Origin of the sequence: Treponema phagedenis, from assembly GCF_008153345.1 — a bacterium.
Classification (GTDB): domain Bacteria; phylum Spirochaetota; class Spirochaetia; order Treponematales; family Treponemataceae; genus Treponema; species Treponema phagedenis.
Genome location: NZ_CP042818.1, coordinates 165798 through 186900, shown reverse-complemented (window position 1 = coordinate 186900; position 21103 = coordinate 165798). Strand labels below are relative to the sequence as shown.

The 21103-nt window shown below is 39.4% G+C and carries 19 protein-coding genes, 2 tRNA genes and 1 pseudogene; 12 read left to right on the top strand and 10 right to left on the bottom strand.

Annotation, left to right across the window (positions count from 1 at the left end):
- The first annotated feature begins 1 nt into the window (after nucleotide 1).
- The 4 genes from FUT79_RS00815 to FUT79_RS00795 all read left to right on the top strand — a co-directional run bounded on the left by FUT79_RS00815 (nucleotide 2) and on the right by FUT79_RS00795 (nucleotide 4956).
- Complete coding sequence (locus tag FUT79_RS00815; RefSeq protein ID WP_024752894.1) at nucleotides 2–826, top strand: HhH-GPD family protein; 825 nt, start codon at nucleotides 2–4, stop codon at nucleotides 824–826.
- A gap of 728 nt (nucleotides 827–1554) precedes the next feature.
- Nucleotides 1555–3663, top strand: coding sequence for a methyl-accepting chemotaxis protein (locus tag FUT79_RS00805; RefSeq protein ID WP_044634919.1), 2109 nt, complete (start codon nucleotides 1555–1557; stop codon nucleotides 3661–3663).
- Between the two features lie 115 nt (nucleotides 3664–3778).
- Nucleotides 3779–4096 carry a transposase gene (locus FUT79_RS00800; RefSeq protein ID WP_024752891.1) on the top strand — a complete coding sequence of 106 codons (318 nt, stop codon included), beginning with the start codon at nucleotides 3779–3781 and terminating at the stop codon, nucleotides 4094–4096.
- The gene (locus tag FUT79_RS00795; RefSeq protein ID WP_280525095.1) at nucleotides 4087–4956 is read left to right on the top strand and encodes an IS3 family transposase; all 870 of its coding nucleotides are present in this window, start codon (nucleotides 4087–4089) and stop codon (nucleotides 4954–4956) included. Before FUT79_RS00800 ends, FUT79_RS00795 begins: the two co-directional genes overlap by 10 nt.
- A 47-nt stretch (nucleotides 4957–5003) precedes the next feature.
- Here the strand turns inward: FUT79_RS00795 and FUT79_RS00790 are convergent, their stop codons facing one another.
- Entirely contained in the window at nucleotides 5004–6257 is a 1254-nt protein-coding gene (locus FUT79_RS00790; protein ID WP_148889195.1) for an ISNCY family transposase, read from the bottom strand.
- Nucleotides 6258–6490: 233 nt separating this feature from the next.
- Here FUT79_RS00790 and FUT79_RS00785 point away from each other — a divergent pair, with 233 nt between their 5' ends.
- On the top strand, nucleotides 6491–7051 hold the full coding sequence (locus FUT79_RS00785; RefSeq protein ID WP_024752889.1) for a hypothetical protein: 561 nt from the start codon (nucleotides 6491–6493) through the stop codon (nucleotides 7049–7051).
- Nucleotides 7052–7111: 60 nt separating this feature from the next.
- Here the strand turns inward: FUT79_RS00785 and FUT79_RS00780 are convergent, their stop codons facing one another.
- Both FUT79_RS00780 and mazG read right to left on the bottom strand, forming a co-directional pair.
- Nucleotides 7112–7336, bottom strand: a complete 225-nt coding sequence (locus tag FUT79_RS00780; protein ID WP_002700602.1) for a hypothetical protein — start codon at nucleotides 7334–7336, stop codon at nucleotides 7112–7114.
- Nucleotides 7337–7449: 113 nt separating this feature from the next.
- The gene (mazG, locus tag FUT79_RS00775; protein ID WP_024752888.1) at nucleotides 7450–8283 is read right to left on the bottom strand and encodes a nucleoside triphosphate pyrophosphohydrolase; all 834 of its coding nucleotides are present in this window, start codon (nucleotides 8281–8283) and stop codon (nucleotides 7450–7452) included.
- Nucleotides 8284–8590: 307 nt separating this feature from the next.
- Between mazG and FUT79_RS00770 the strand changes: the two genes are divergently transcribed.
- Nucleotides 8591–8664, top strand: a tRNA-Ala gene (locus FUT79_RS00770).
- A gap of 29 nt (nucleotides 8665–8693) precedes the next feature.
- Nucleotides 8694–10319, top strand: a complete 1626-nt coding sequence (locus FUT79_RS00765) for a hypothetical protein (RefSeq protein ID WP_024752887.1) — start codon at nucleotides 8694–8696, stop codon at nucleotides 10317–10319.
- Nucleotides 10320–10773: 454 nt separating this feature from the next.
- Here FUT79_RS00765 and FUT79_RS00760 read toward each other — a convergent pair whose 3' ends face one another.
- The 5 genes from FUT79_RS00760 to FUT79_RS15670 form a co-directional block, all read right to left on the bottom strand.
- Nucleotides 10774–11046: a hypothetical protein gene (locus tag FUT79_RS00760; protein WP_024752886.1), complete on the bottom strand. Its 273-nt coding sequence runs from the start codon at nucleotides 11044–11046 to the stop codon at nucleotides 10774–10776.
- Nucleotides 11036–11578, bottom strand: coding sequence for a signal peptidase II (gene lspA / locus FUT79_RS00755; protein ID WP_044634710.1), 543 nt, complete (start codon nucleotides 11576–11578; stop codon nucleotides 11036–11038). The genes FUT79_RS00760 and lspA overlap by 11 nt, the downstream gene beginning before the upstream one ends.
- A gap of 20 nt (nucleotides 11579–11598) precedes the next feature.
- Nucleotides 11599–12372 (bottom strand): Nif3-like dinuclear metal center hexameric protein, encoded by a 774-nt coding sequence (locus FUT79_RS00750; RefSeq protein WP_024752884.1) that lies wholly within the window; start codon nucleotides 12370–12372, stop codon nucleotides 11599–11601.
- Nucleotides 12359–13480: a hypothetical protein gene (locus FUT79_RS00745; protein WP_024752883.1), complete on the bottom strand. Its 1122-nt coding sequence runs from the start codon at nucleotides 13478–13480 to the stop codon at nucleotides 12359–12361. The genes FUT79_RS00750 and FUT79_RS00745 overlap by 14 nt, the downstream gene beginning before the upstream one ends.
- A gap of 322 nt (nucleotides 13481–13802) precedes the next feature.
- Nucleotides 13803–13937: a hypothetical protein gene (locus tag FUT79_RS15670; protein ID WP_262373047.1), complete on the bottom strand. Its 135-nt coding sequence runs from the start codon at nucleotides 13935–13937 to the stop codon at nucleotides 13803–13805.
- A 522-nt stretch (nucleotides 13938–14459) separates the two neighbouring features.
- Between FUT79_RS15670 and FUT79_RS00740 the strand changes: the two genes are divergently transcribed.
- The 5 genes and pseudogenes from FUT79_RS00740 (at nucleotide 14460) to FUT79_RS00720 (ending at nucleotide 18906) form a co-directional block, all read left to right on the top strand.
- Nucleotides 14460–14532 (top strand) — tRNA-Thr (locus FUT79_RS00740).
- Between the two features lie 454 nt (nucleotides 14533–14986).
- Entirely contained in the window at nucleotides 14987–15685 is a 699-nt protein-coding gene (locus tag FUT79_RS00735; RefSeq protein ID WP_024752881.1) for a YggS family pyridoxal phosphate-dependent enzyme, read from the top strand.
- Complete coding sequence (locus tag FUT79_RS00730) at nucleotides 15666–16385, top strand: hypothetical protein (RefSeq protein ID WP_024752880.1); 720 nt, start codon at nucleotides 15666–15668, stop codon at nucleotides 16383–16385. The genes FUT79_RS00735 and FUT79_RS00730 overlap by 20 nt, the downstream gene beginning before the upstream one ends.
- 130 nt (nucleotides 16386–16515) lie before the next feature.
- Nucleotides 16516–18123 (top strand): DNA methyltransferase, encoded by a 1608-nt coding sequence (locus FUT79_RS00725; protein ID WP_148879326.1) that lies wholly within the window; start codon nucleotides 16516–16518, stop codon nucleotides 18121–18123.
- A 1-nt stretch (nucleotide 18124) separates the two neighbouring features.
- A pseudogene (locus FUT79_RS00720) lies at nucleotides 18125–18906 on the top strand (TdeIII family type II restriction endonuclease).
- A gap of 441 nt (nucleotides 18907–19347) precedes the next feature.
- Here the strand turns inward: FUT79_RS00720 and folE2 are convergent.
- Entirely contained in the window at nucleotides 19348–20157 is an 810-nt protein-coding gene (gene folE2, locus FUT79_RS00710) for a GTP cyclohydrolase FolE2 (RefSeq protein WP_002700629.1), read from the bottom strand.
- Between the two features lie 17 nt (nucleotides 20158–20174).
- A complete protein-coding gene (locus FUT79_RS00705) occupies nucleotides 20175–21056 on the bottom strand; it encodes a bifunctional 5,10-methylenetetrahydrofolate dehydrogenase/5,10-methenyltetrahydrofolate cyclohydrolase (protein ID WP_024752877.1) in 882 nt (293 codons plus the stop codon).
- Nucleotides 21057–21103 lie beyond the last annotated feature (47 nt).

Sequence of the window (21103 nt, the reverse complement as noted above, 5' to 3'; positions counted from 1 at the left end):
AATGACTCTTTCGTCCAAGCAAATTGAAGATTTCCAAAAACGTATCATCAATTACTATAAAGCACACGGAAGAAATTTTCCATGGAGAGAGACAGCCGATCCGTATGAGATCATGGTTTCCGAGTTTATGCTCCAACAAACACAAACAGAGCGGGTTGTTCCGAAATATCTTGGCTGGCTTGAGCGTTTCCCTACAGTAAAAGATCTTGCCGATGCCGATTTTATGTCGGTACTCACAATGTGGAGCGGGCTCGGTTATAATAGACGCGCGCGTTTTTTGCATGAAGCGGCAAAAAAAATTGTTTCCGAGTATCAAGGAAAGGTTCCTGCAAATCCTCAAGATTTGCAAAAACTTCCCGGAATTGGGTCGTATACGGCTGCCGCAATTTCAGTTTTTGCTTATAACAACGCTTTGGCTTTGATCGAAACAAATATCCGCTCGGTTTTTTTGTTTTTTTTCTTCCCTGATAAAGAAAAAGTCCACGATACTGAAATATTCAAACTCATTACCGATGTCTTGTACACTGAAAACCCCCGTCTTTGGTACTATGCGCTGATGGATTATGGGGCGGAATTAAAAAAACGAATAAAAAACCCGAACCGTCGAAGTAAGCATTATACTAAACAATCAAAATTTGAAGGCTCGGTGCGCCAAATGCGCGGCGCAATTTTACGCAGCTTGCAGAACTTTGAAAAACCCGCAGCCAAGTCGGAACTGTCTGCAACCATCGATATAGAACTCACTCACTTTGAAACCGCCCTTTCCGCTCTCATTGACGAAGGTTTTGTGGCAGAAACCGATGAAGGGTATTGTATAAAAAACTAGTATAACGTTTTTTAATTAAATTGCTGCTAGTAATTGGAGTATTAACCATAACAGCTCACAGATTCAGCATTACTATGGTAAATTGCCCGCACTTATTAAATTCCAAACGATGTTTTAAAGCATCAACATAAAATTATAAAATTGAAGCTTTAAAACTCGTTGACGAAGTTACAGTAAATTTTCAAAACTTCGCCCTATGGTAAATTACCCACCCTTGTCAAAACTCAGAACGGGCATGGACGCCCGTGGTTCCACGCAGAAGTGACGTTTTAAAGCAAGGTAATTTGCAAAGCTTTAAAACTCGCAGGTTTGGTTTTGCCACGGACGGCAAAAACTCAGCACCGCCACGGACGGCAAAAACTCAGCACCGCCATGGACGGCAAAATCAGAACGGGCATGGACGCCCGTGGTTCCAAGCAGAATTGAGTTTGAAAACTACCACAGCTATATAAACAGGAGTTTTCAAACTCATAGGTTTGGTTTTGACAAGGACGTCAAAACCAAACCGTCGTGTCGGACTCTTTTTAAAAAACAGCATTTGTACTCATTGCACTAATTTTAAAAATTTGGTACGCCCATATTATCATTTTAGAGCTTTAATACTTTCTTAACTATAATGATTATATGAACACCTTGCTCTACCATTATATATTTAGAGCATTTATCAACTCCTCATAATTTTGAAAATATATAATGGGTTTAAATATTTTTAAAAGGAGGACTGACCTGTGACTATTCAAAAAAAAATTATTTTAACAACAACTATCGTTTGCTTTCTTTGTGCTACCGTTATCGGTGCAAATATTTTAATTATTTCAACAAGGAATTTGGAAAAGAATATTAATGCGAGTAACGCCCTAAGTGCAAACAATTTAACTTTACAAATTGATTCAAGGTTTAGCGAAATTCTCACACAAATAGATCTCATAATTAAACTGATGGTAGAATTTGATTTATACACGTATGAAGATCTTACCTCATATCTTGTATACCTACGAAAAGAATATCCGGAAAATGATTTTTGTCTTGCCTTTGAAAATGAGTTATTTGCCAACGCCCGCGCATGGAAAGCGCCTGCGGATTTTATTGCGACAAATCGGCCTTGGTACACGGGAGCGGAGAAAGCTGACGGCTTTTTTATTACCGAACCGTATGCAAGTGTTAGTGATGACGGAACCTATGTTGCAATGGGAATTGCTAAAAAATTTAAAATGAAAAACGGCATGAACGGTGTTTTCAATGATGATATTTTATTAGATGCGTTCTTTGCCATTTTAGATGATTTTCAATTGGAAATGAACGGGTATGTTTTTTTAATAGATGATGCCGGTAATCTGCTTTCACATCCGAATGAAAAGTATCATGCAAAAATTGACTCACAAACAGGCAAGCTCATTACTACTAATATTAAGGAACTGGAAGATGGAAATAAAATTACGGATATTCTTAAAAGTGCTTCTAAAGATAGATTGAGTAATGTTTTGGTTACCGACTATGACGGAGTTAAAAGATTTTTGTATTTTTCGCATTCGAAGACAACAGATTGGACAATTGGTATTGCCGTTTCATATAATGAAATTTTTGCCCCGATCAGAAGAATGCTTTTTTATTGTATTATAATTCTGCTTATTTTTTTAATTATCGGAACAATTGTCGCTTTTTTTGCGGCAGCAAGAATATCTCGAGCGCTGAAAAAAACGGCTCTTTTATTGCATAATATTTCCGAACAGGACGGAGATTTAACCGTTTCGATTACGCCTGAAACAAAAGACGAAGCGGCGGATGTAGCGCTTGCATTTAATAAAACAATTGCAAAAATTCGCAATGCAATGCTTTCTATACGCGACAATTCCGATGGAATACGTACCGCTATCGAAAATCTTGCTGAGCAAATGAATGAAAGTTCTGTGTCAATAAATCAAATTACATTAACAGTCGAGAACGTGAAACATCAGACAACCGCACAGGCGACAAGCGTTGAAGAAACTACCGCTGCGAGTGAAGCAATTGTGCGCACCATGCAAGGTTTAAATGATAATATCGAAGCGCAAAGCAAAAACATTGCGGAGACAAGATTAGCAGTTGAAAAAATGGTTGCAAATGTTGAATCCACAACGGCAAGTTTACAAGAAAACATGAAGAATATAGTAAGCCTTCAAACCGCTTCGGAAGCAGCAAAGGATTCAACCGTAAAAGTATCTGAATTGATGAAAACAATCAATGAAAGCTCTGCCGTACTTTTAGAGGCAAGTACAATTATCCAAAGTGTTGCGGATCAAACAAATCTTCTTTCTATGAATGCGGCAATTGAAACCGCTCATGCAGGAGATAGCGAGCGCGGCTTTGCCGTTGTAGCCGGAGAAATCAGAAAACTTGCCGAAGAGTCTTCAACGCAAAGCAAATCAATCTCCAGTGTGCTTAAGAATTTGAAAACACAAATAGTCGATGTTTCTCAAATCATTAAAAATTCGGAAACCATTTTTAATGATATATTTTCTCTTTCTAAAAAAATATGGGGACAGGAAGACTCTGCTGTGCAGACTATGCAAGAACAAGGACGGGAAAACAGACAGGTTCTTAACTCAATTGCCGATGTTGCTGAATTAACTTATCAGGTCCGAAACAATTCAGACGAAGTACTTACCGGCAGTGAGCAAATCTCGAACGAGATGCAGGGGCTTTCAAAAATGACTGAAGCCTTAAGAACGGCTATGGAAGAAGTTGCAACGGCAACAAAATCAATAAATTCATCCTTGCAGCAAATAAATAATATTACCCAGCAAAACAAAGAGAGAGTTGTTACACTTAACAGCGAAATTGAAAAATTCAAAGTATGAGTTTTAATAAAGCATTGTTCTGATTTTGCCGTCCATGGAGGGGCTAAAATTTACATCCCTCTAGCGGCGTGTACCTCCCCCCAAAAGTTGGACACGAGCAGTAGGAGAAAAACAAATGGAAAGAAAACAGCATGATGAGCAATTCAAAGCACAAGTGAGAGCGGAGTATCTACGCGGCGCATTGGGGTACAAAAAATTAGCAAAAAAATATGGTGTGACGCGAGACGTTATTCGTGGTATACTACTAGCCGGAAGGAGAGGTAGTACTATGAAAATCGATTTGGAAAAAGAATTAGCAGTTTTTAAACCAAGCGGCGATAAAGAACTTGATCACTACAAGCACGCCTGCGCCTACTGGATGGAGTATGCGAAAAGACTTGAACAGGAAATTGAAAAGCAGCAACAAGATAAAAAAAAATTCAAGTGCATATAACCAAGGATTTACACAAAAGGAAATTCCAGGTGAAAAAGATTTGTGAAATTACCGGTATCGCTCGAAGTGTGTATTATTCCAATAAAGATAATACAACGAAGCACGAGAAAGATATGATTATATGTGAAGCGATTAAAAAGCTGCCGAAGAAAATCCAACAAACAGCTGGGGCTAAACCAAAAAGCAAGCTTCTAAGTGTAATGCTGGACAGGCCAATAAACCACAAGCGAGTGGAGAGAATAGCGAAAAAGTATGGATTACAGGCAAAAATACGCCGGCGAAAGCATCCAAAAGAGTATTACAAGCAGAAAAAGGAAGAACGAAAAAATCTTCCGTCAAATATTCTTAACCGAGAGTTTGTCGCAACGACATTTTTAAGCAAGCTGGTTACGGACATATCATATTTTAGAGTAAAAGGCGGCTGGTTATATTTAAGTCCGATATTGGATTTATATAATCGAGAGATAGTTGCCTATGCGTGTTCACGGCATGTGGATGCACAACTTGCTGTTGACACCGTTACGCACCGAGCCGAAAAATATAGTCTTGAAGGAGTCCTGCTACATAGCGATCAAGGAGCAACGTATACATCACATGCGTACCGAGAAAAACTGACTGAACTTGGGATGATACAAAGCATGAGCCGGCGTGGAAACTGTTGGGATAATGCCTGCATAGAAAACTTTTTTGGAACCATTAAATGTGAAAGTGGTTATTATGATACATTGAAAAATGGATTACTCACTTATAAACAGATGGAAGAACTTATAGGTAAGTACATTGAATTCTTTAACAATGAAAGAATTCAAAAAAAATTAGGTTGGAAGTCACCTGTTGATTTTAGAACGCAGGTTGCTTAAAAAAAATAACTTTCGTGTCCAAAAAATGGGGGGCAGTACACATCGAGTTATCCTGCTTTTGCATCTTTAAGTAAGAATTCATAAATCAAGTCAATAACTACTTGAGGCAGGTCTCCGGTTCGTCCAACCGTATCGGTTCGGTATATATCATCGAGCGGTACAATCGGATAGAATTCATCATGTATTAAAGCGCGTATACCATGCTTTTGGGAAATCAATACATTTACCATTGTGCCTGCGCCGAATTTATTCTGCTCAATTTTAAACAAATGGTTTTTGATTGAGATGGTAGATCCGCTTGAAAGTTTGCGCGTAATAACGGATGACAACAGTTTATCAAGATCGAGTGTTTTTGGTGTCGGTACAAACATTGAATATGAATCGCAGGCAGGAACACCAAACTGTTTGTTGAAAATACCGATATACTCTTTTAAGAATTGATTTGCTTGCTCTATGGTTGTGATGTGGCGTCGTGCAAATTCAACAGGGAGTCGGCTTTGTAATGTTTGCCATAATCGCTCAACACGTCCTTTTGCTTGTGATGAATGAGCCGGGAACATATCGATTCCTAAGTACTTGATAATTTTGCCGAATTGTGTTACTTGTTCCTTGGTTCCTTGTAATTGCTCCTCAATGGATAACTGTTTTTTTGCATTAACAAAAAAAACGCTACACTTATCCGGATAAAGAGCGGCAGGGAGTCCGTAATTTTCGAGTGTCTGCCGCAGAACTTCTAAATATCCGAGCAGGCACTCGTTTTTGCATAAATAAAGACCGGTAATCATTCCGCGTGCATCATCAATAAAAGCATGTAATGCGGATTTTTCTTTCCCGCCGAACCAAGGAAACGGGGTTGCGTCCACTTGCAACAGCTCTCCGAAGCAAGCTCTTCTATTGCGCGTTTTATGCACCTTCTTTCGTGTTCGTCTTTTCTTTGGTGAACAAATTCCATGTGATAACAGAATACGGCGCAGAGTCGAATATGACAGCTGCAATTGATATTCTCCAGTTACTATTTCATGAAAATGCAAAAAATTGCTTTTTGACAATGCGGGATCGCTTCGCAGCGCAAGTAATCGCTGCTCAATTTCTTTCGAGGTCTTCTTTGCAGAGGGACGCTGACTGTTGCCATGCAGCATTGCGACTGCACCCTTTTCTTTGAACGCCTTTTTTAATTGCTGTACGCGTCTTCGTGAAAGGTTTAATCGAAGCGCAGCTTGTTGTACCGTACATCTCCCCTCTAGGCAGTTGGCGATAACATGTCCTCGTGTAATTTGATCAATGCTCATAAATAATTTCATTCCTCCAGTTTAGTGTAACAAGTCAATAATTTCACCTCGGTAAAATATAGGGGCGAAATATTCATTGAAAACTTATAGGGGTGAAATTATCACAGATTAAAGACAAATGAGTTTTCCGGCTCTTGATTTTTCTTTTTTGAACTATTATACTTTTTAAGAATTTTATTTAAGAGCGCAGAGGTTGAAAGTTAAAATTTTAGCTTGTGTTAAAGATCATAGTGAGGGCGGTTTAAATGAAAGTAAAAAAATTATCGGTGTTTATAGGCTTAGTAATTTTTATCTTTGCAGCTTTAACTTCTTCCTGTATTTTACTCTCGCTTTCCGAAACCGGCGGATTTTATGATGAAGATTATGAAAATAGTGTTGCGCGAAAAGAGATTTCAGTTATAACATTAAATCGATGGCTGAAAGGGTATGAGTTAAGATTAAATTCTCCGACAAGTCTTTCAGGCAAACAACTTATGGAGGTAACCAAACTCTGTATCAAATCGGGAGATCTTAACAATCTTTATATTATTGATGAAAATTCTGTGTTGAGTTTTGCGACCATGCAGGTAAAATTTATCATGGACGGGCAGCCTTTTTATTGCCAATTTGAGTACAGTATTTCAAATTCGGGAAATTTTACTTTTAAGCCCATCAAGGTAATGGATGCGGTTACTGATAATCCTTATAAAAAATCGATATATGCATCGGATGAAAAGAATATAAAAAGATATTTTATTGATTTGCTTGAACAAACATTTAAAAATATTAAGAAATCGGTAATAAATCGCAGCAAGGATTTTACATAAAATTAAAGGATTTAAAGATTTTTTAGGGAAAGGCGATGATTGTCATCGCCTTTTTTTTTATTACGGACGCTTTGCTACTGTTCCTTTTTCGATTAAGTTGATAAATTCATTTTCATACCATGCTTGAGAAAAAGGAGAATGATCTCGGAGAATATGGCGAAGTTTAAATTCTATGCCATCTTTGCAGTCTTCACAAAGATCAAATTCACGAATATGCCAATAAGTTCTTCCTTTGATGGGATTTACTAATTCTTTTTTGCAAATATCACAGTGTAATGTTTTCATCTGTTTTACTCCTATTAAATATGCTTTATTTTAATATATATTATACTACTTTATTTTTCAGCCTTTGTCGAGTAATTTTTTTTTATTTTTATTAAAGACAGCATAATTTTTGTCTATTCGTTTGTATTTGTTTTTGCTTCTTCCCAGAATTTATCCATTATTTTACAATTTTCTGCCGTCATTTTTAAATTTTCCGCATTCATTTTCTTCTCAATAAAACGAAACCTAGATTCAAATTTTGTATTAGATCGACTTAAGGCAACCGCAGGATCTATTTTTAAGAAGCGGGCTATGTTTACCAAGGAAAATAAGACATCGCCAAATTCTTCTTCAATATGATTTTGATTATTTTCTTCTATACTTTCTTTAAATTCGGCACATTCTTCTTCAAATTTTGAAAACGCTCCGGAATAATCATTCCAATCAAAACCGTTTTTTGATGCTTTTTTTTGCAATTTAAAAGCTCGCAGCAGGGGAGGAAAGTTTTTGGGGATTGAATCTAAAAGAGATTCTTCCCGCTTGTTTTCCAATGTTTTCTTAATTTCTTCCCATTGGTCAAGTACCTTATCCGCAGTAACCGGCTTTGCATTATCTGTCGGCCCCGCGAATCCCGCTGTTTGTCCGAATACATGCGGATGTCGTCGGATCAATTTTTCAGTAAGAACTTGCAACATATCCGCTACGGAAAAATCCTCTCTTTGCTCATACATATACGCAATCATTACCACATTTAACAGAATATCCCCAAGTTCTTCTGCCGCATGCAATGAGGATTGATTTTTTATTTCTGTTTCTTCAATAGCTTCCAAAGCTTCGTATGTTTCTTCAAGTAAGGTGCTCCGCAAAGAAAGCGGCGTCTGCTCCCGATCCCAAGGACAGCCATCAGGGGCGCGCAGTTGTTTGATAACTTCGTATAAGGCTGTAAATTTTTCGGATGGATTATTCATGACAAGACTCCCTTCTATTTACAAATAGAGAAACACGAAATAAAGAGCAGAGGTTGCAAAAGAATTCCAAGACTCTTTATTTAAATCTCCCATTAACGTATACGAAAAAGACGATAATGTAAAGCAAGAACAAGAGAGCCTGCTGTAATAAATTTACGGACAATTCTTTTTCTTAATAAAACGTTTTGTTGTAATTTCCCCATATGCCCTACGAGGAACAAATACGGTATTTCTTTTAAAATGATTAAATGCCATACTTGACCTTAATCTAATATTTTTGATATACTTACACTCGTTGTTTAGCAACGGGGGTGTAGCTCAGTTGGCTAGAGCGCTTGCATGGCATGCAAGAGGTCAGGGGTTCAATTCCCCTCACCTCCATCAAAAACGAAAAAGGGGGTAAAGCATAAATGGCTGATTTAGATCCTGATTTACTTGCGTTACTTGATGACGTGCCCCCGGTTATGTCCGGAGGCTTAAATGACATTCCCATGCTTTCTCAATCAAGAGAAGCTTCCGGATTGGCTGCCAGAGATGCAAGCGAGGTAGACCTTACCGAAGCGGGTTTCCCTGAAATTAAAGAATTTTCTAACAAAAAACCTCATACGCTTTTTGATACTGCGGAATTTTATAAACAAGTTCTTGCAGAAGAATCCGATCGCGGGCAGAGAATCCATGCGTTGTTAACAAAATATTTACCAACAAAAGATCCTAAAGATAGATCAGTATATCGTCAACAACTAATTACCGCATATTGGAATTTAATATCGCATATTGCTTTAAAAGCCGCATCGGGAACAGCTTCACAAGAAAAAAAATACGCTTTACGATTTGGCATGCTTTTGCCTACATTACTCACGCCGGAGCAAAAAGATATTTTTGCTAAAGTCATTGATGAGAATACATATAATCAGCCGATTTATTATCTTGATGAATGGTTCGGTGCTATCGGTGCGGCAAAAATAGCTCCATCAAGTACGGACGAAGTTAAAGTTAAAAAAAGTGATGATGCTCTACGGTTTCAGCAACTATATAGCAAAGCGCAAGGAAAATTACAGAGTGCGGAAAGTCTTTTGCGAGCAAAATCAGACGAGAGATTGCGTGCTGAAGATGCTATTAAGCAAAAAATAGACGGTTTGTTTACGCATGAAACAATACCGGGAATTCCCGGGGTAAAAGAAGGCTTTAATGCAGGACAAAAAAGAAGCTTTACCGAACTAAGCGAACTGCTGCGAAAACTTTCCGGCTTGGATAAAGAACTGCAAAACTTTCTTGCCAGCTATCAATCCGCGGAAGCGGATGTCCGCACCTTAAAAGAAAGAGTTGAAACTGCCGGCGACGGCACGGCAAACGTTTCCGGGGCGGAAAGTGAATTTACTACAATCAGGCAGATGATAAAAATGAGTTGCGGCAGGCAAGGTAATCACTTTCCTATTTTAACACGGGAATACTTTCGCTCCTCATCAAATGAAATCGGAACAAGAGAAAATGTACTGAATGTTATGCGTTGGATTGAAAGTATTGATCCTGAAGCATATTGCAGGCAATACAGACAGCAGCTTAACAGAATTCCTCCATTTGTTATTTTATTACCTTCTTACGGCGATATCGGTTTTTGCTGGGAACCTTTTGATCGATACAATCGCATTACCAGCCGAGGTAGAATCGGGATTCCTATGTATCCGAAAAATATAAAAATAGCACTTCTTACCGCAACTGCTGATTTACGCTGGCAGGTTGCAAAAGAAAAAGCATCATACTATTGGATGGAAGAAGGCTTGACCGGTAATTACTACCAGTGGGTCCAAGCACAAAAGCTAAAAGGAGATATCAAAGAACATTTCATTAATGATTATCTTCTGTGGATGCTCAAAGAAAGTGAAGGCATCCAGAAACTTGACAAAGAAGTGCGGAATATCTTTTGGCGCTATATGCCTTTTGCGCAACACGTAAAAGACGAGCTGAAAAACAGAGCCGCAGTATATCAAGAGCTTTGCCAAAAAGACTTAAATCGCCAAATGTCCGATGGCTACTAAAAGTCGGCATACTTTTTTCAAGCAATCAGCAGTTAACTCTTGTGCAGAGTTTTTTGATATCTCCAAATAGTTTTAATTCATTGAATACGAATCCCAAGATAATTATATAAAAAAGAGTTCGACACGGCGCAAGGGTGTTATTTTGCCATTCGTATAAAAATAATATCGATAAGCTTTTTTAAGGCCCCTGAAAATGATCATGCTTTAAAACAAGCGCTTCTGCATGAATCTGCGAACATTCCTACCCGTTCTAATTTTAGAATCCGTAACAAAAACGTACCCTACAAACTTAAAAAGCACTTGGAAAGGATTGTACTTTTTTAAACTATCTTTCTGCATGAGGAACCGGTGTCATCCATAACGGTTTATCATAGGAGGGAATGCTGCAAGTATTATTGTTAATACTTCAATTAATATACCCGCAACTTAATCACAGAACGATGCGTGTATAAAATCACTTTTTCTTTTTACTAAAAAGCGACTCCAGTTTTGATTCAAGGTCAAAGCGTTTTATTGCCCAGCGCAGGATCCTGCTGTACAAAATAAACGAGAGCACCAGTCCCGCAATAAAAGCAATCGGAAGAGCGGCGAGTATTTTTGGATTAATTAATTTTGCAGCGAGGATAATAAGCACCCAAAAAAAGAAAATGCACCCTAAAGAAAGCAAAATATTAAATACTGTACTGATGATCATAAACAATATTGTATTTCGTTTTTTAGTTTTCATTGGTGACCTCTTTTTTCATTTTTCGTTCTTGAATAATAAAAGAAATAATTAATAAAATACCGCAAATAACAATGCTTGAATCGGCAATATTAAAAGTAGGCCATCGTTGCATTCCGAATATACCGTAAAATTTCACATCAATAAAATCAACCACTCCTTTTGAGTTAAAAAAACGATCGATTAGATTTCCAAATCCTCCACCGATGATCCCTGCAATAAACCAGCGTTGTGGGTAAGAAAAAGATTTTGTTTTAAAATAGATTACAACAACAACAATCATAATTAATAGCGGGAGGATTCGTAAAAAAAGGAAGCTTGCGAGCGGATTAAGGTCATGCCCCAAACTGAACGCCGCACCCGTATTATATACATGCACGATACGGAAGAAATCACCGAAAAGCTGAAAACCCAAACCATACGGAGGAATCTTTGCGACAACCAGTGCTTTTGTTATTTGATCCAGAACTATAACCACGACCGTCAACAATAAAGGTAAAAAAAACTCTTTATTTTTTAATATTTTGCTCATCATAAAATCCTTAGCATATAGTATTACATTCCTGTCGGAACGTCTATAAAAAATGTTTCAATACCGAAGTCTTCCGAAAGCTTTTTTGCAACAAGCCCGACTCCGACCGTTTCGGTTTGATAATGCCCTCCCGCAATAACCGTAATACGGTTTTCCAATGCGGTATGGTATGTTACATGCTCAATTTCGCCGGTAATAAAAAGCTCAAGTCCGGAATCAATTGCCTGTTCAATCTCATCTGCAGCCCCGCCTGAAATAATTCCCGCAGTGCAAAGCTCTTTTTTTCCAAAAGGAAGAACATGCGCAGGCTTTTCGCCCGAAGGAAAAAGTCTTTTGACAGCTTCCTCGATATCAATTCCTTTGCCGGAATCAGAAGCAATATGCCCTTGCAAACCGATTTTCATTCCTCGCCATTCACCGAACGGCTGCAGATTTTGCAATTGCAGTCTCTTTGCAAGCCCACTATTATTGCCGTATTCAGGGTGAGCGTCAAGCGGAAGATGAACGGCGTATAATGCTAAATCTCCGTCCATCAGCGTCTTTATCCTGTGGTAATGAGCACCGGTAATTTTTATACCGCTTCCCCAAAACAACCCGTGATGCACAAAAAGCATGCCTGCCCCCCGCTCTCGGGCCTGCATAATAGTTTCAAGACAAGCATCTACCGCAAAAGCAACTTTGGTAATATTCTTTCCGCTATTATCTACTTGCAACCCGTTTTGCGAAGGATCTGCCGCATCAAAAGCGGGAATATTTAAAAGCTTGTTAAAATAAGCATCCAACTCAATTGATGTCATAATTACCTCGTATATACAGCCATTTTTCAAAAATCCCTGAAAGTGCTAACCGTTGCTGTCTGCCGATATCTCTTTCAGTTCCCAGAAGTTTCGCTGCCAGAACATCTTCCGCCGCGAGCTCTCCGAAACCGACGGTTTTATCATCGCTGTAAAAAAAACAAAACGGCGCAGCAGGGTTTACGTCAAAAAAATTTACCTTATCTCCGCCTTTTATTTTTGTTATCCATGAGTCATTTCCTGAAAAGTTTTTCGCGGCTTCCTCAGACGGGAAAAGAAAAAACGCACCGTCAAAAGAGGAGGGCTCTTTTTCCATAAACTGAAGAAACGCATGTGTATACGCGCCTTCTGCAAAAACAAATGTTTTACCGCTCTGCCGGGTAAGCTCGGAAAGTGAGCGCAAAAAATCTTCACACTCCGCTATTTTTTTACTGTCCGCAACCTGCGTTCGTTCAATCGGCTTTTTTAAAAAGAAATATCGGTACAAAGAAGCATAGATAAAAAAACGCGGCGGTCTGATATAAAAAGAAAAACTTCTGTCCGCCAATACTTCCGGAATAAAAACCGTATAACCTTTTTCTGCAAGAACACGCGCAACTGTATCGGCAGGATTTTTCATGTTTTCAAGGCCGCTCAAAAAAATCACATTCGGTTTTTCTTTTACCGAACGGGAAGAACTTAAAACAACCCCTCCGTGTATTTTTTGATTATTTACATGCAAAGAAAACACCGTTTCATTGATAGAGACAGACGGTTTATACGTAGATTCCGGCGCAAACAAAAAAACAAAATAAACAACCGTAGCAAACAGCAGCAAGAGGAAAACTCTCAACAGCATTTCGGGAACAGTATAAAACCCGTTTGGAACATCTTGGAGCAACTTAAAAAAACGGACAACCTCACTTGCCTGAACAATAATAACAAATCCTGCAACCGGCAAAAAAGAAAGAGACACCCCCTGTCCAAAAAAAATCAAAACACAAAGAACAAAAGCAAGCAAAGGCAGTAAAGGAACTCCATCAATCTGCCTACAATATTTTGAAAAAGGCCGAATAAGCGGCGGCAAGAGAAGAAGTAAAATTAAAATTTCGCTGATTAAAAGATCCGGCATAAAGCTCCCTTATCGGCTTAATGAGAGTTACCCATTATAGACAAAACTCCGAAAAACTGCAAGCAGAATTTTGATATCTTAAAGAGCGAACACCACTTTTTGGAGTGTCGATTCCAAATAATGATCAAAAACCATCCTTTTTTAAAAGAGACCGACACAACGGTGAGTAAACTTACCATAGCAAAGCTGACACCTCGCTGATGCCAAGCAAATCACAAAGCCCGCACGCCAAAAACCCGCTCCCTGACAGTCTGCCCGCAGAGCAAGGCAACTACCCTTATAAGAATAAGGGGTCTATCTTATAAGGGTAGGATGTTCATCATTATGTGGTTATGGTTAGTGCTTTTGAAAACCTGCTTGTTTTGAGGTTTTTCAGTTTTCGATTGCCCTGCCTATCTTTGTTCGTATCTCCTAAGTAATAGTTTCTTGCCTCCATGTCTTGCGGCACCAGTGCCATGATGCCGACGGTATTTTTTACCTGAAAAGAGGTTGTAAAACAGAAGAAACGTACGCACCTCATTATGCGGTGCAATGTTTTGTAGAGAAACCGTTTTGGATGTTTTTACGTGAGTTTCTTCTTATGTAGGTAAATATAGCGCGTGTTTATGCTGAAAATAAGCAAATTACAATAAAATTGCGCCGATAGGGTGTTTTTTAAAGATTATGCAGCCCTTAATCTGTTGATGCGTTGCAGTAAGGAAAGGCTTTGCATCCCATTGTGATAAGCGAATTAAATTGTAAGAGATGAGGCAGCGATTTTATTTTAAACGCTTTTCCGGACAGACTAATTTTCCGTCAGGAATGTTGTTAAAATTGCAGCGTACAATATGGGCTTCATGATACCTAAACTTTTATAAAGTCCCTGGTAAACTTTGTTGGTATTGAAATAGATACATTCACGCTTTACAATATTCTTCATGTGTTGTCGTGAGAGTGATGCTTGACTTGTCTTTTGGTTTTTGTTATAGTCAACCCATAGGCCAACTTAGCTCACCCGGCAGAGCAGCACCCTCGTAACGTGCAGGTACTCGGTTCAAGTCCGAGAGTTGGCTATAATTTTAGATAGCTAAAGCGTATCAATAAGATTTTTCTTTATTATCTTATATCCTTACCGATGTTTAAAGTCGGTTTTCAGTATTTTCATTACATCTATAGTAAAATAAAATCGGATACTTGCAGGCTTAGCATCCCGGTGGAAATCTCCCCGGATGTCTGTTCATGATTGCAGCCATGAACAAGGCTAAACCTGCGTGAGGCATACGGAGGGCGGCGAAGCATTTTTTCAAAAATGCGAGCCGGATCGTTTTTGCGCGCTCAAAATAGCGCAAAAACAGCCGAAGCGATAGCGGAGCCCGCAGTACGCCGACCCGGAGTGCGGCGGTTTGAAGTTTATTGTAAGAAAGCGCCGCACGGAGGGGCACGCCCAAAGAATTTACGGGTTTATGTGCGGTGGAAATTTTTAGAATCGGACTTGCAAAAAGCGGATAAAAAGACGATACTTTTGGTATGAATGTAATTCAGCAAAATATCGAGGAAGTTAAGCGGCGGATTGCCGAGGCTTGCGCAAGAGCGGGGCGCGACCCGTCCGAGGTGAAGCTTTTGATGGCGACAAAAACGATTGCGCCCGATTGGATTTTGCAAGCCTTTGAATGCGGCGAACTTTTGATCGGAGAAAATAAGGTTCAGGAGCTTGCGGAAAAGTATGAGGCGCTTTCGGCGGTGCCGCATCGGGCTCATTTTATCGGGCATTTGCAAACCAATAAAATAAAGGATGTAATTCAATATGCCGATTGCATTGAGTCGGTTGACCGGTTTGACCTTGCGGAAAAACTTGCGAGGCGGCTGCGGTTTGAGGATAAAACTATTGATGTTTTAATTCAGGTGAATACCTCCGCCGAAGAAACAAAATCGGGGTGCGCTCCCGAAGAGGCACTTTCGCTGATAAAGCAGGTTTCCGCTTTTCCGGATCTGCGCATAAAGGGATTGATGACCATCGGGCTTTTTTCTTCAGACACCGAAAAAGTGCGCGCCTGTTATCGGCTTTTGAAAAACATACAAGAGGATTGCATTAAGCTGGCTTTGCCGAATGTGGAAATGGCGGTTCTTTCAATGGGCATGTCGGGCGATTTTGAAATAGCCATAGAAGAAGGAAGCACTGAAGTCCGGGTGGGAACATCGATTTTCGGTGAACGAGTATATCATTAGCGTGTGGGAAATGGTAAAGATAAAAAAACTGTTTGTACTATTGTTCGTTATTCTCGGTTTCGGTTTGTATGCGGAAGAAATAATTACTGCAAAAGAAAAAACAAATATTTTAGATATCAGCGTTAAAAATGTTGATGTGTTTATTCAAGGCGATGACGGGGATTCAATTCGCTGCTACACCAAACTTGAAAAAAGCTCCAAGCTTTCAATCGTAGAGGTGCAGGACAGACTCCGCATCAGAGATATATATCCGGCAAAAGGATTACTACATATTCTGGTGCCGAAAAAACTTTTGCTTGCCTCCGCACAAATTCGGGTTACCAATGCGAGTTTAAAAATTGAGTCTGTACAGGCGGTGTGGACGCTGCTTATGGTAAACGAAGGGAACGCCGAGATAAAAGACTGCGTTTTTAAAACCTCAACCTTAACGCAGGCGGAAGGCACCCTGCACTATGATGCGAAGATTTTGCGTAGCTCGGTTATTTGTATGAACAGCGTAAAAGCGGCAATACAATATATCGGAACGCCTGAAAATTACCGGCTGACCTACGGGCAGGGCAATTCCGATTTTACCATAAACGGCGCCGCCGTTAAAAACGCCCAAGGCATCTTCGGCGCCGAAAACGCAAAAAAAGGCCTCATCATCTCAGCCGGCAGCTCCTCGGTAAAAGTTGAGTTCAAAGCAAAAAGCGAAGAGTGAGCGGGGGGCTTATAGGGCTCCTGCGCGATAGTTTTTGTGCCGACTGCTTTTCTCTCTTACTTATTCTTACCTCCATTGTGTATAGATAAAATATTTTGCTCGTGGTATACTCTATAAAAGAGCCGCTCGTATGCAAAAAGAATTATTTATACATGAAAACGGATCCGATCTCATTTCTATTCCCGAAGCAGGGCATTGGGCGAGTCGCATTTCCGGAAAAAAGGTAACGAATTCAAATATAAGTTATCTTATTCAATACGGTCGAATTAATAAATTTTCTCAGAACGGCGGTGTTGCTGTTTCCAAAGCGGAGGTGATTGATTATTATGCATCTTTGTCTAAGCAAAGGCAGCAGGCATGGCAAGATGCGCTGTCAAACGATGTGAACTGGGCACTCTCCTTTGAAGAATACAAAGAAGCAGAGACAACAAAACATGTTCACCGCTTGCATCCGTATAAAGGAAAATTTATTCCGCAGCTTGTTGAATATTTTTTAGATAATCATACAGATGCATTTAAAACCGAAGTTTTTTTTAAGCAAGACGATATTATTCTTGATCCTTTTTGCGGTTCCGGTACAACTTTAATTCAAGCAAATGAATTGGGAATGCATTCAATTGGAATTGATGTTTCCGCTTTTAACGCAATGATTTCCAACGCAAAAATTGACAGCTACAATCTCTTGGAATTGGAAAGTGAATTAACGCGTATAACACATAAATTACAAGATTTTGTTTTGCAATCAAATATATCGGAATTTGAAGAACAATTAAGCAATGCTTTGATGGCATTTAATGCAAAATATTTTCCCTCTCCGGAATTTAAAATACAAGTACGTAAAAAAGAAATAGATGAAAAAAAATACGGTGCGGAAAAAGAAATAGAATTTTTGCCTCAGTACGAATCTTTGGTAAAAAAATTTAGCATTGAGTTAAAACAAAAATCAGCAAATTCTTTTTTAGAAAAATGGTATATGCAAAACATACGCAATGAAATTGACTTTGTTTTTAAACTCATAGAAAAAATAGATGATGATAAATTAAAAACAATTGCAAAAGTAATTTTGAGTAGAACAATACGCAGTTGTCGTGCAACAACTCATTCAGATTTAGCAACTATTTACGAGCCCGTAATTGCTCCGTATTATTGCAGTAAGCATGGAAAAATTTGTAAACCTCTCTTTTCAATATTGAAGTGGTGGCAAACTTATTCGAAGGATACTGTAAAAAGATTAGCGGAATTTTCTACACTGAAAACAAACACGTTTCAATATTGCCTTACAGGTGATTCACGGAATGTCAATATTTTTGATTCCCTCCAATCGGCTAACAAATCGCTTTATGAACTTGCAGCAAAAAATAAAATAAGCGGAATATTTTCATCCCCGCCCTATGTTGGTATGATTGATTACCACGAGCAACATGCCTATGCTTATGATTTGTTTGGCTTTAGCCGCAATGATGAACTTGAAATAGGACCTCTGTTTAAAGGAAAGGGGAAAGAAGCCCGCGAAAGTTATATACAAGGTATTAGCACGGTGCTCAACAATGCAAAAAAGTATTTAAAAGATGATTATCATGTTTTTTTAGTAGCGAATGATAAATTCAACATGTACCCTGTAATTGCAGAAAATGCCGGAATGAAAATTATCAATCAATATCACCGTCCGGTTTTAAACAGGACTGAAAAAGATAAGGGAGCGTATTCGGAAACAATATTTCATATGAGGGAGAAATAAGATGGCTCTTTTAAAAACTCAACATGCCGAAATCAGCGCAATTTTAAAACAAGCTCTGCGTAATAAATTTAAAAACTATAATCCGGAACCGAATGTAATGCCTTTTCATACGCGGCTTTTGGGGAAAGACCGTATGGCTCTTTTTTCATTTATCCATTCTTTGAATACGAACTTCGGAACAAGTATTTTTGAACCGGTTGCAAAAGCTCTTGCCGCTTCTTCATTTAAAGAAGTGAAAACTCAAGCTGTTGCCGGAACAAAAATAAGCGAAAAAGCTCAGCATGTTATTCAAGATATTATGGACAAACTCACCGCGGCGGATTCAAAACCCAATAAAGCGAAAGAAATTGAAGCAATTAGAAAGGTGTGTCAGGAAGGGAATTTGCATACGGTAAAACCGACAAAAGTAGATTTGTGGCTTCGAAGCAATGACAATCAACTTTATTTTTTTGATATTAAGACAGCAAAACCGAACAAAGGCGGGTTTAAAGAATTTAAACGAACCATGTTGGAATGGGTGGTTGTGTTCTTGCAGAAAATCCAAAAGCAAAAATTCATACGCTCATTGCAATTCCGTATAATCCGTATGAGCCTAAACCGTATTCACGTTGGACAATGGCGGGAATGCTCGATTTGGAAAACGAGTTAAAAGTTGCAGAGGAGTTTTGGGATTTTTTAGGCGGTGCCGGAGCTTATACCGATTTACTGGCTATTTTTGAGCAAGTCGGCATTGAGCTTAGAGAAGAAATTGATGAGTATTTTGAAAAATACAAAGATATGTAAAACATTGCAACCGATTTTGGCACAGCGCTTCTTGAATTAACGAAAACACAATCTTATAACCGGAACGGTGGTTTTTACATGGCAGGAATAAAACGCTTGGCGTTTGCGCCGTATTCTAGGATTTCAACTAACATAAGTTTTTTTTGATACCTCGATCCGTTTTTAATACATCTTACCAAAAACGTAAAAAGTTTTATAAAAAAGAGCTCAGGTTTGGTTTTGCCGTCCATGTCAAAACCAAACCTGCGAGTTTTAAAGCTTTGTAAACTACTTTGCTTTAAAACGTCGCTTCTGTTTGGAACCACGGGCGTCCGTGCCCGCTCTAATTTCGGCGTTCTTGGCAAAAACTAACCCATGACGGTTACCATAGGAATGCTTAAATCCGCAAGCACCGGTCGATGCCTCGATTAGTATAATCGAAGTTAATTACAGGACGGTATACTAAATTGAGGCAGGCTGCAAAAACTGCCCGTCTTTACACTCTCCGTGAGCTGCTGCGAAGGCATTATGGTTGTGAATGCTTTCGTAGTTGGTTGTTTTTACCCGTGCATAGGGAAAATTGCCGAGTGCGGGCAGGGAAAGACAGATGTCTCGTACTAGGTCTTCCGCAAATTTTGGATTCGCATATGCCTGCTCGGTTACGTATTTTTCATCTTCCCGTTTTAATAAAGAATGCAGGGGAGCGGACGCCGCCTTTTCAATACAGGTAATCAAATCTTCTATCTGAAAAACAGATCCGAGCTGTAGGGTAACTTCAACCTTGCTTCGCTGATTATGCGCTCCGTATGCACTGATTTCTTTTGAGCAGGGGCAAAGCGTTTGTACCGGAACAAAGAGCGTTATTTGTTCGGTGTTTTTTTCTGGGTTTGCGTAGTTTGTGCCGCTCAGCACGCAGTAGTAAGTCATATACGAAGGCTTTTCACTTGCCGGCGCTTTTTTTAATACGATGTAAGGAAATCGAATTTTTGCGGAAGCAGCTTGCGCGTGCAGTTTATTCCTGCCGGACTCAAGAAGCTTCTGAAAATTTTCCATAGCGAGCGGCTCGGTAAATTCATTCAGCGTTTCAATAAAGCGGCTCATATGAGTTCCGCGCTGGGTAGACTCTACCTGTACCGAAAAATCGATTTCTGCAAGGATTTTCTCTGTCTCCTTTGACAGCCCGATACGCAGAGGATACAGCAAATCGCTGATACCTACTTGTTGCAATAAAATTTGGCGGGTTTCTTTACCGCTTTGTATATCCGGAAGCATAGCAGTCTCCGAAATGATTATTCCGATAAACCGTGCTGCCGGCATGCGGCTTGCAAGGTGTTGGACAAAAGCATTGTTACGGTCATCGGTCCGACTCCGCGGGGAACGGGAGTAATTGCGCTTGTTTTTGGTGCAACGTTTTCAAAATCCACATCTCCGGTAATCTTATACCCTTTTGCATTTTCCGCAGGCACTCGATTGATGCCGATATCGATAACAACCGCTCCCTCTTTTACCATATCTGCGGTAATATAGTGCGGCTTTCCTATTGCGGTGATAAGAATATCCGCCTGCAAACAGAGTTTTGGTAAATCTCGGGTTTTGCTGTGGCAAAGCGTAACGGTCGCATTATACGGTTTTTCCGAAAGCAGGGCGGAAAGAGGTTTCCCGACAAATCCCGTTCGCCCCAGAATAACTACTTGTGCACCTTCGGTTTTTATTTCCTCTTTTTCTAAAAGATATAAAACACCGTGCGCGGTGCAGGGAATATAAACCGGATAACCTAAAAAAAGTTTCCCGCAGTTAAGCGGGTGAAATCCGTCCACATCTTTATCCGGCTTAATTGCTTGAATAATTGTTTCTCGCCGCATTTGCGAAGGAAGCGGAAATTGTACCAAAATACCGTGAATTGCAGCATCATCATTTAACGAATAAATAAGAGAAAGGAGTTCTTCTTCTGTTGCGGTTGCAGAAAGGGTATACAGTTTATCTGCCATTCCTGTTTCTTGAAAAACCTTATGCCGTGAAGATATATATGAAAGAGATGCGGGATCGTTTCCGACAAGAATGGTCGCTAAAGCCGGAGTAATACCTTGAGCTTTTAATTCGCTCACTTTATTTTTAAGCTCGGTGCGAAGTTCAGCCGCATACGAAAAGCCGTCAATAATTTTAGTCCCCATAATTCCTCTGAAATTAAAATAAGTAAGAAAGAAGATATCTGTTTCCG

Bases quoted from the DNA above. Each gene is read 5' to 3' on its own strand.
- FUT79_RS00815 (WP_024752894.1), top strand. From the start codon at position 2: ATGACTCTTTCGTCCAAGCAAATTGAAGATTTCCAAAAACGTATCATC.
- FUT79_RS00800 (WP_024752891.1), top strand. From the start codon at position 3,779: ATGGAAAGAAAACAGCATGATGAGCAATTCAAAGCACAAGTGAGAGCG.
- FUT79_RS00790 (WP_148889195.1), bottom strand. From the start codon at position 6,257: ATGAAATTATTTATGAGCATTGATCAAATTACACGAGGACATGTTATC.
- FUT79_RS00785 (WP_024752889.1), top strand. From the start codon at position 6,491: ATGAAAGTAAAAAAATTATCGGTGTTTATAGGCTTAGTAATTTTTATC.
- FUT79_RS00780 (WP_002700602.1), bottom strand. From the start codon at position 7,336: ATGAAAACATTACACTGTGATATTTGCAAAAAAGAATTAGTAAATCCC.
- mazG (WP_024752888.1), bottom strand. From the start codon at position 8,283: ATGAATAATCCATCCGAAAAATTTACAGCCTTATACGAAGTTATCAAA.
- FUT79_RS00765 (WP_024752887.1), top strand. From the start codon at position 8,694: ATGGCTGATTTAGATCCTGATTTACTTGCGTTACTTGATGACGTGCCC.
- FUT79_RS00760 (WP_024752886.1), bottom strand. From the start codon at position 11,046: ATGAAAACTAAAAAACGAAATACAATATTGTTTATGATCATCAGTACA.
- lspA (WP_044634710.1), bottom strand. From the start codon at position 11,578: ATGATGAGCAAAATATTAAAAAATAAAGAGTTTTTTTTACCTTTATTG.
- FUT79_RS00750 (WP_024752884.1), bottom strand. From the start codon at position 12,372: ATGACATCAATTGAGTTGGATGCTTATTTTAACAAGCTTTTAAATATT.
- FUT79_RS00745 (WP_024752883.1), bottom strand. From the start codon at position 13,480: ATGCCGGATCTTTTAATCAGCGAAATTTTAATTTTACTTCTTCTCTTG.
- FUT79_RS15670 (WP_262373047.1), bottom strand. From the start codon at position 13,937: ATGGCACTGGTGCCGCAAGACATGGAGGCAAGAAACTATTACTTAGGA.
- FUT79_RS00735 (WP_024752881.1), top strand. From the start codon at position 14,987: ATGAATGTAATTCAGCAAAATATCGAGGAAGTTAAGCGGCGGATTGCC.
- FUT79_RS00725 (WP_148879326.1), top strand. From the start codon at position 16,516: ATGCAAAAAGAATTATTTATACATGAAAACGGATCCGATCTCATTTCT.
- folE2 (WP_002700629.1), bottom strand. From the start codon at position 20,157: ATGCTTCCGGATATACAAAGCGGTAAAGAAACCCGCCAAATTTTATTG.
- FUT79_RS00705 (WP_024752877.1), bottom strand. From the start codon at position 21,056: ATGGGGACTAAAATTATTGACGGCTTTTCGTATGCGGCTGAACTTCGC.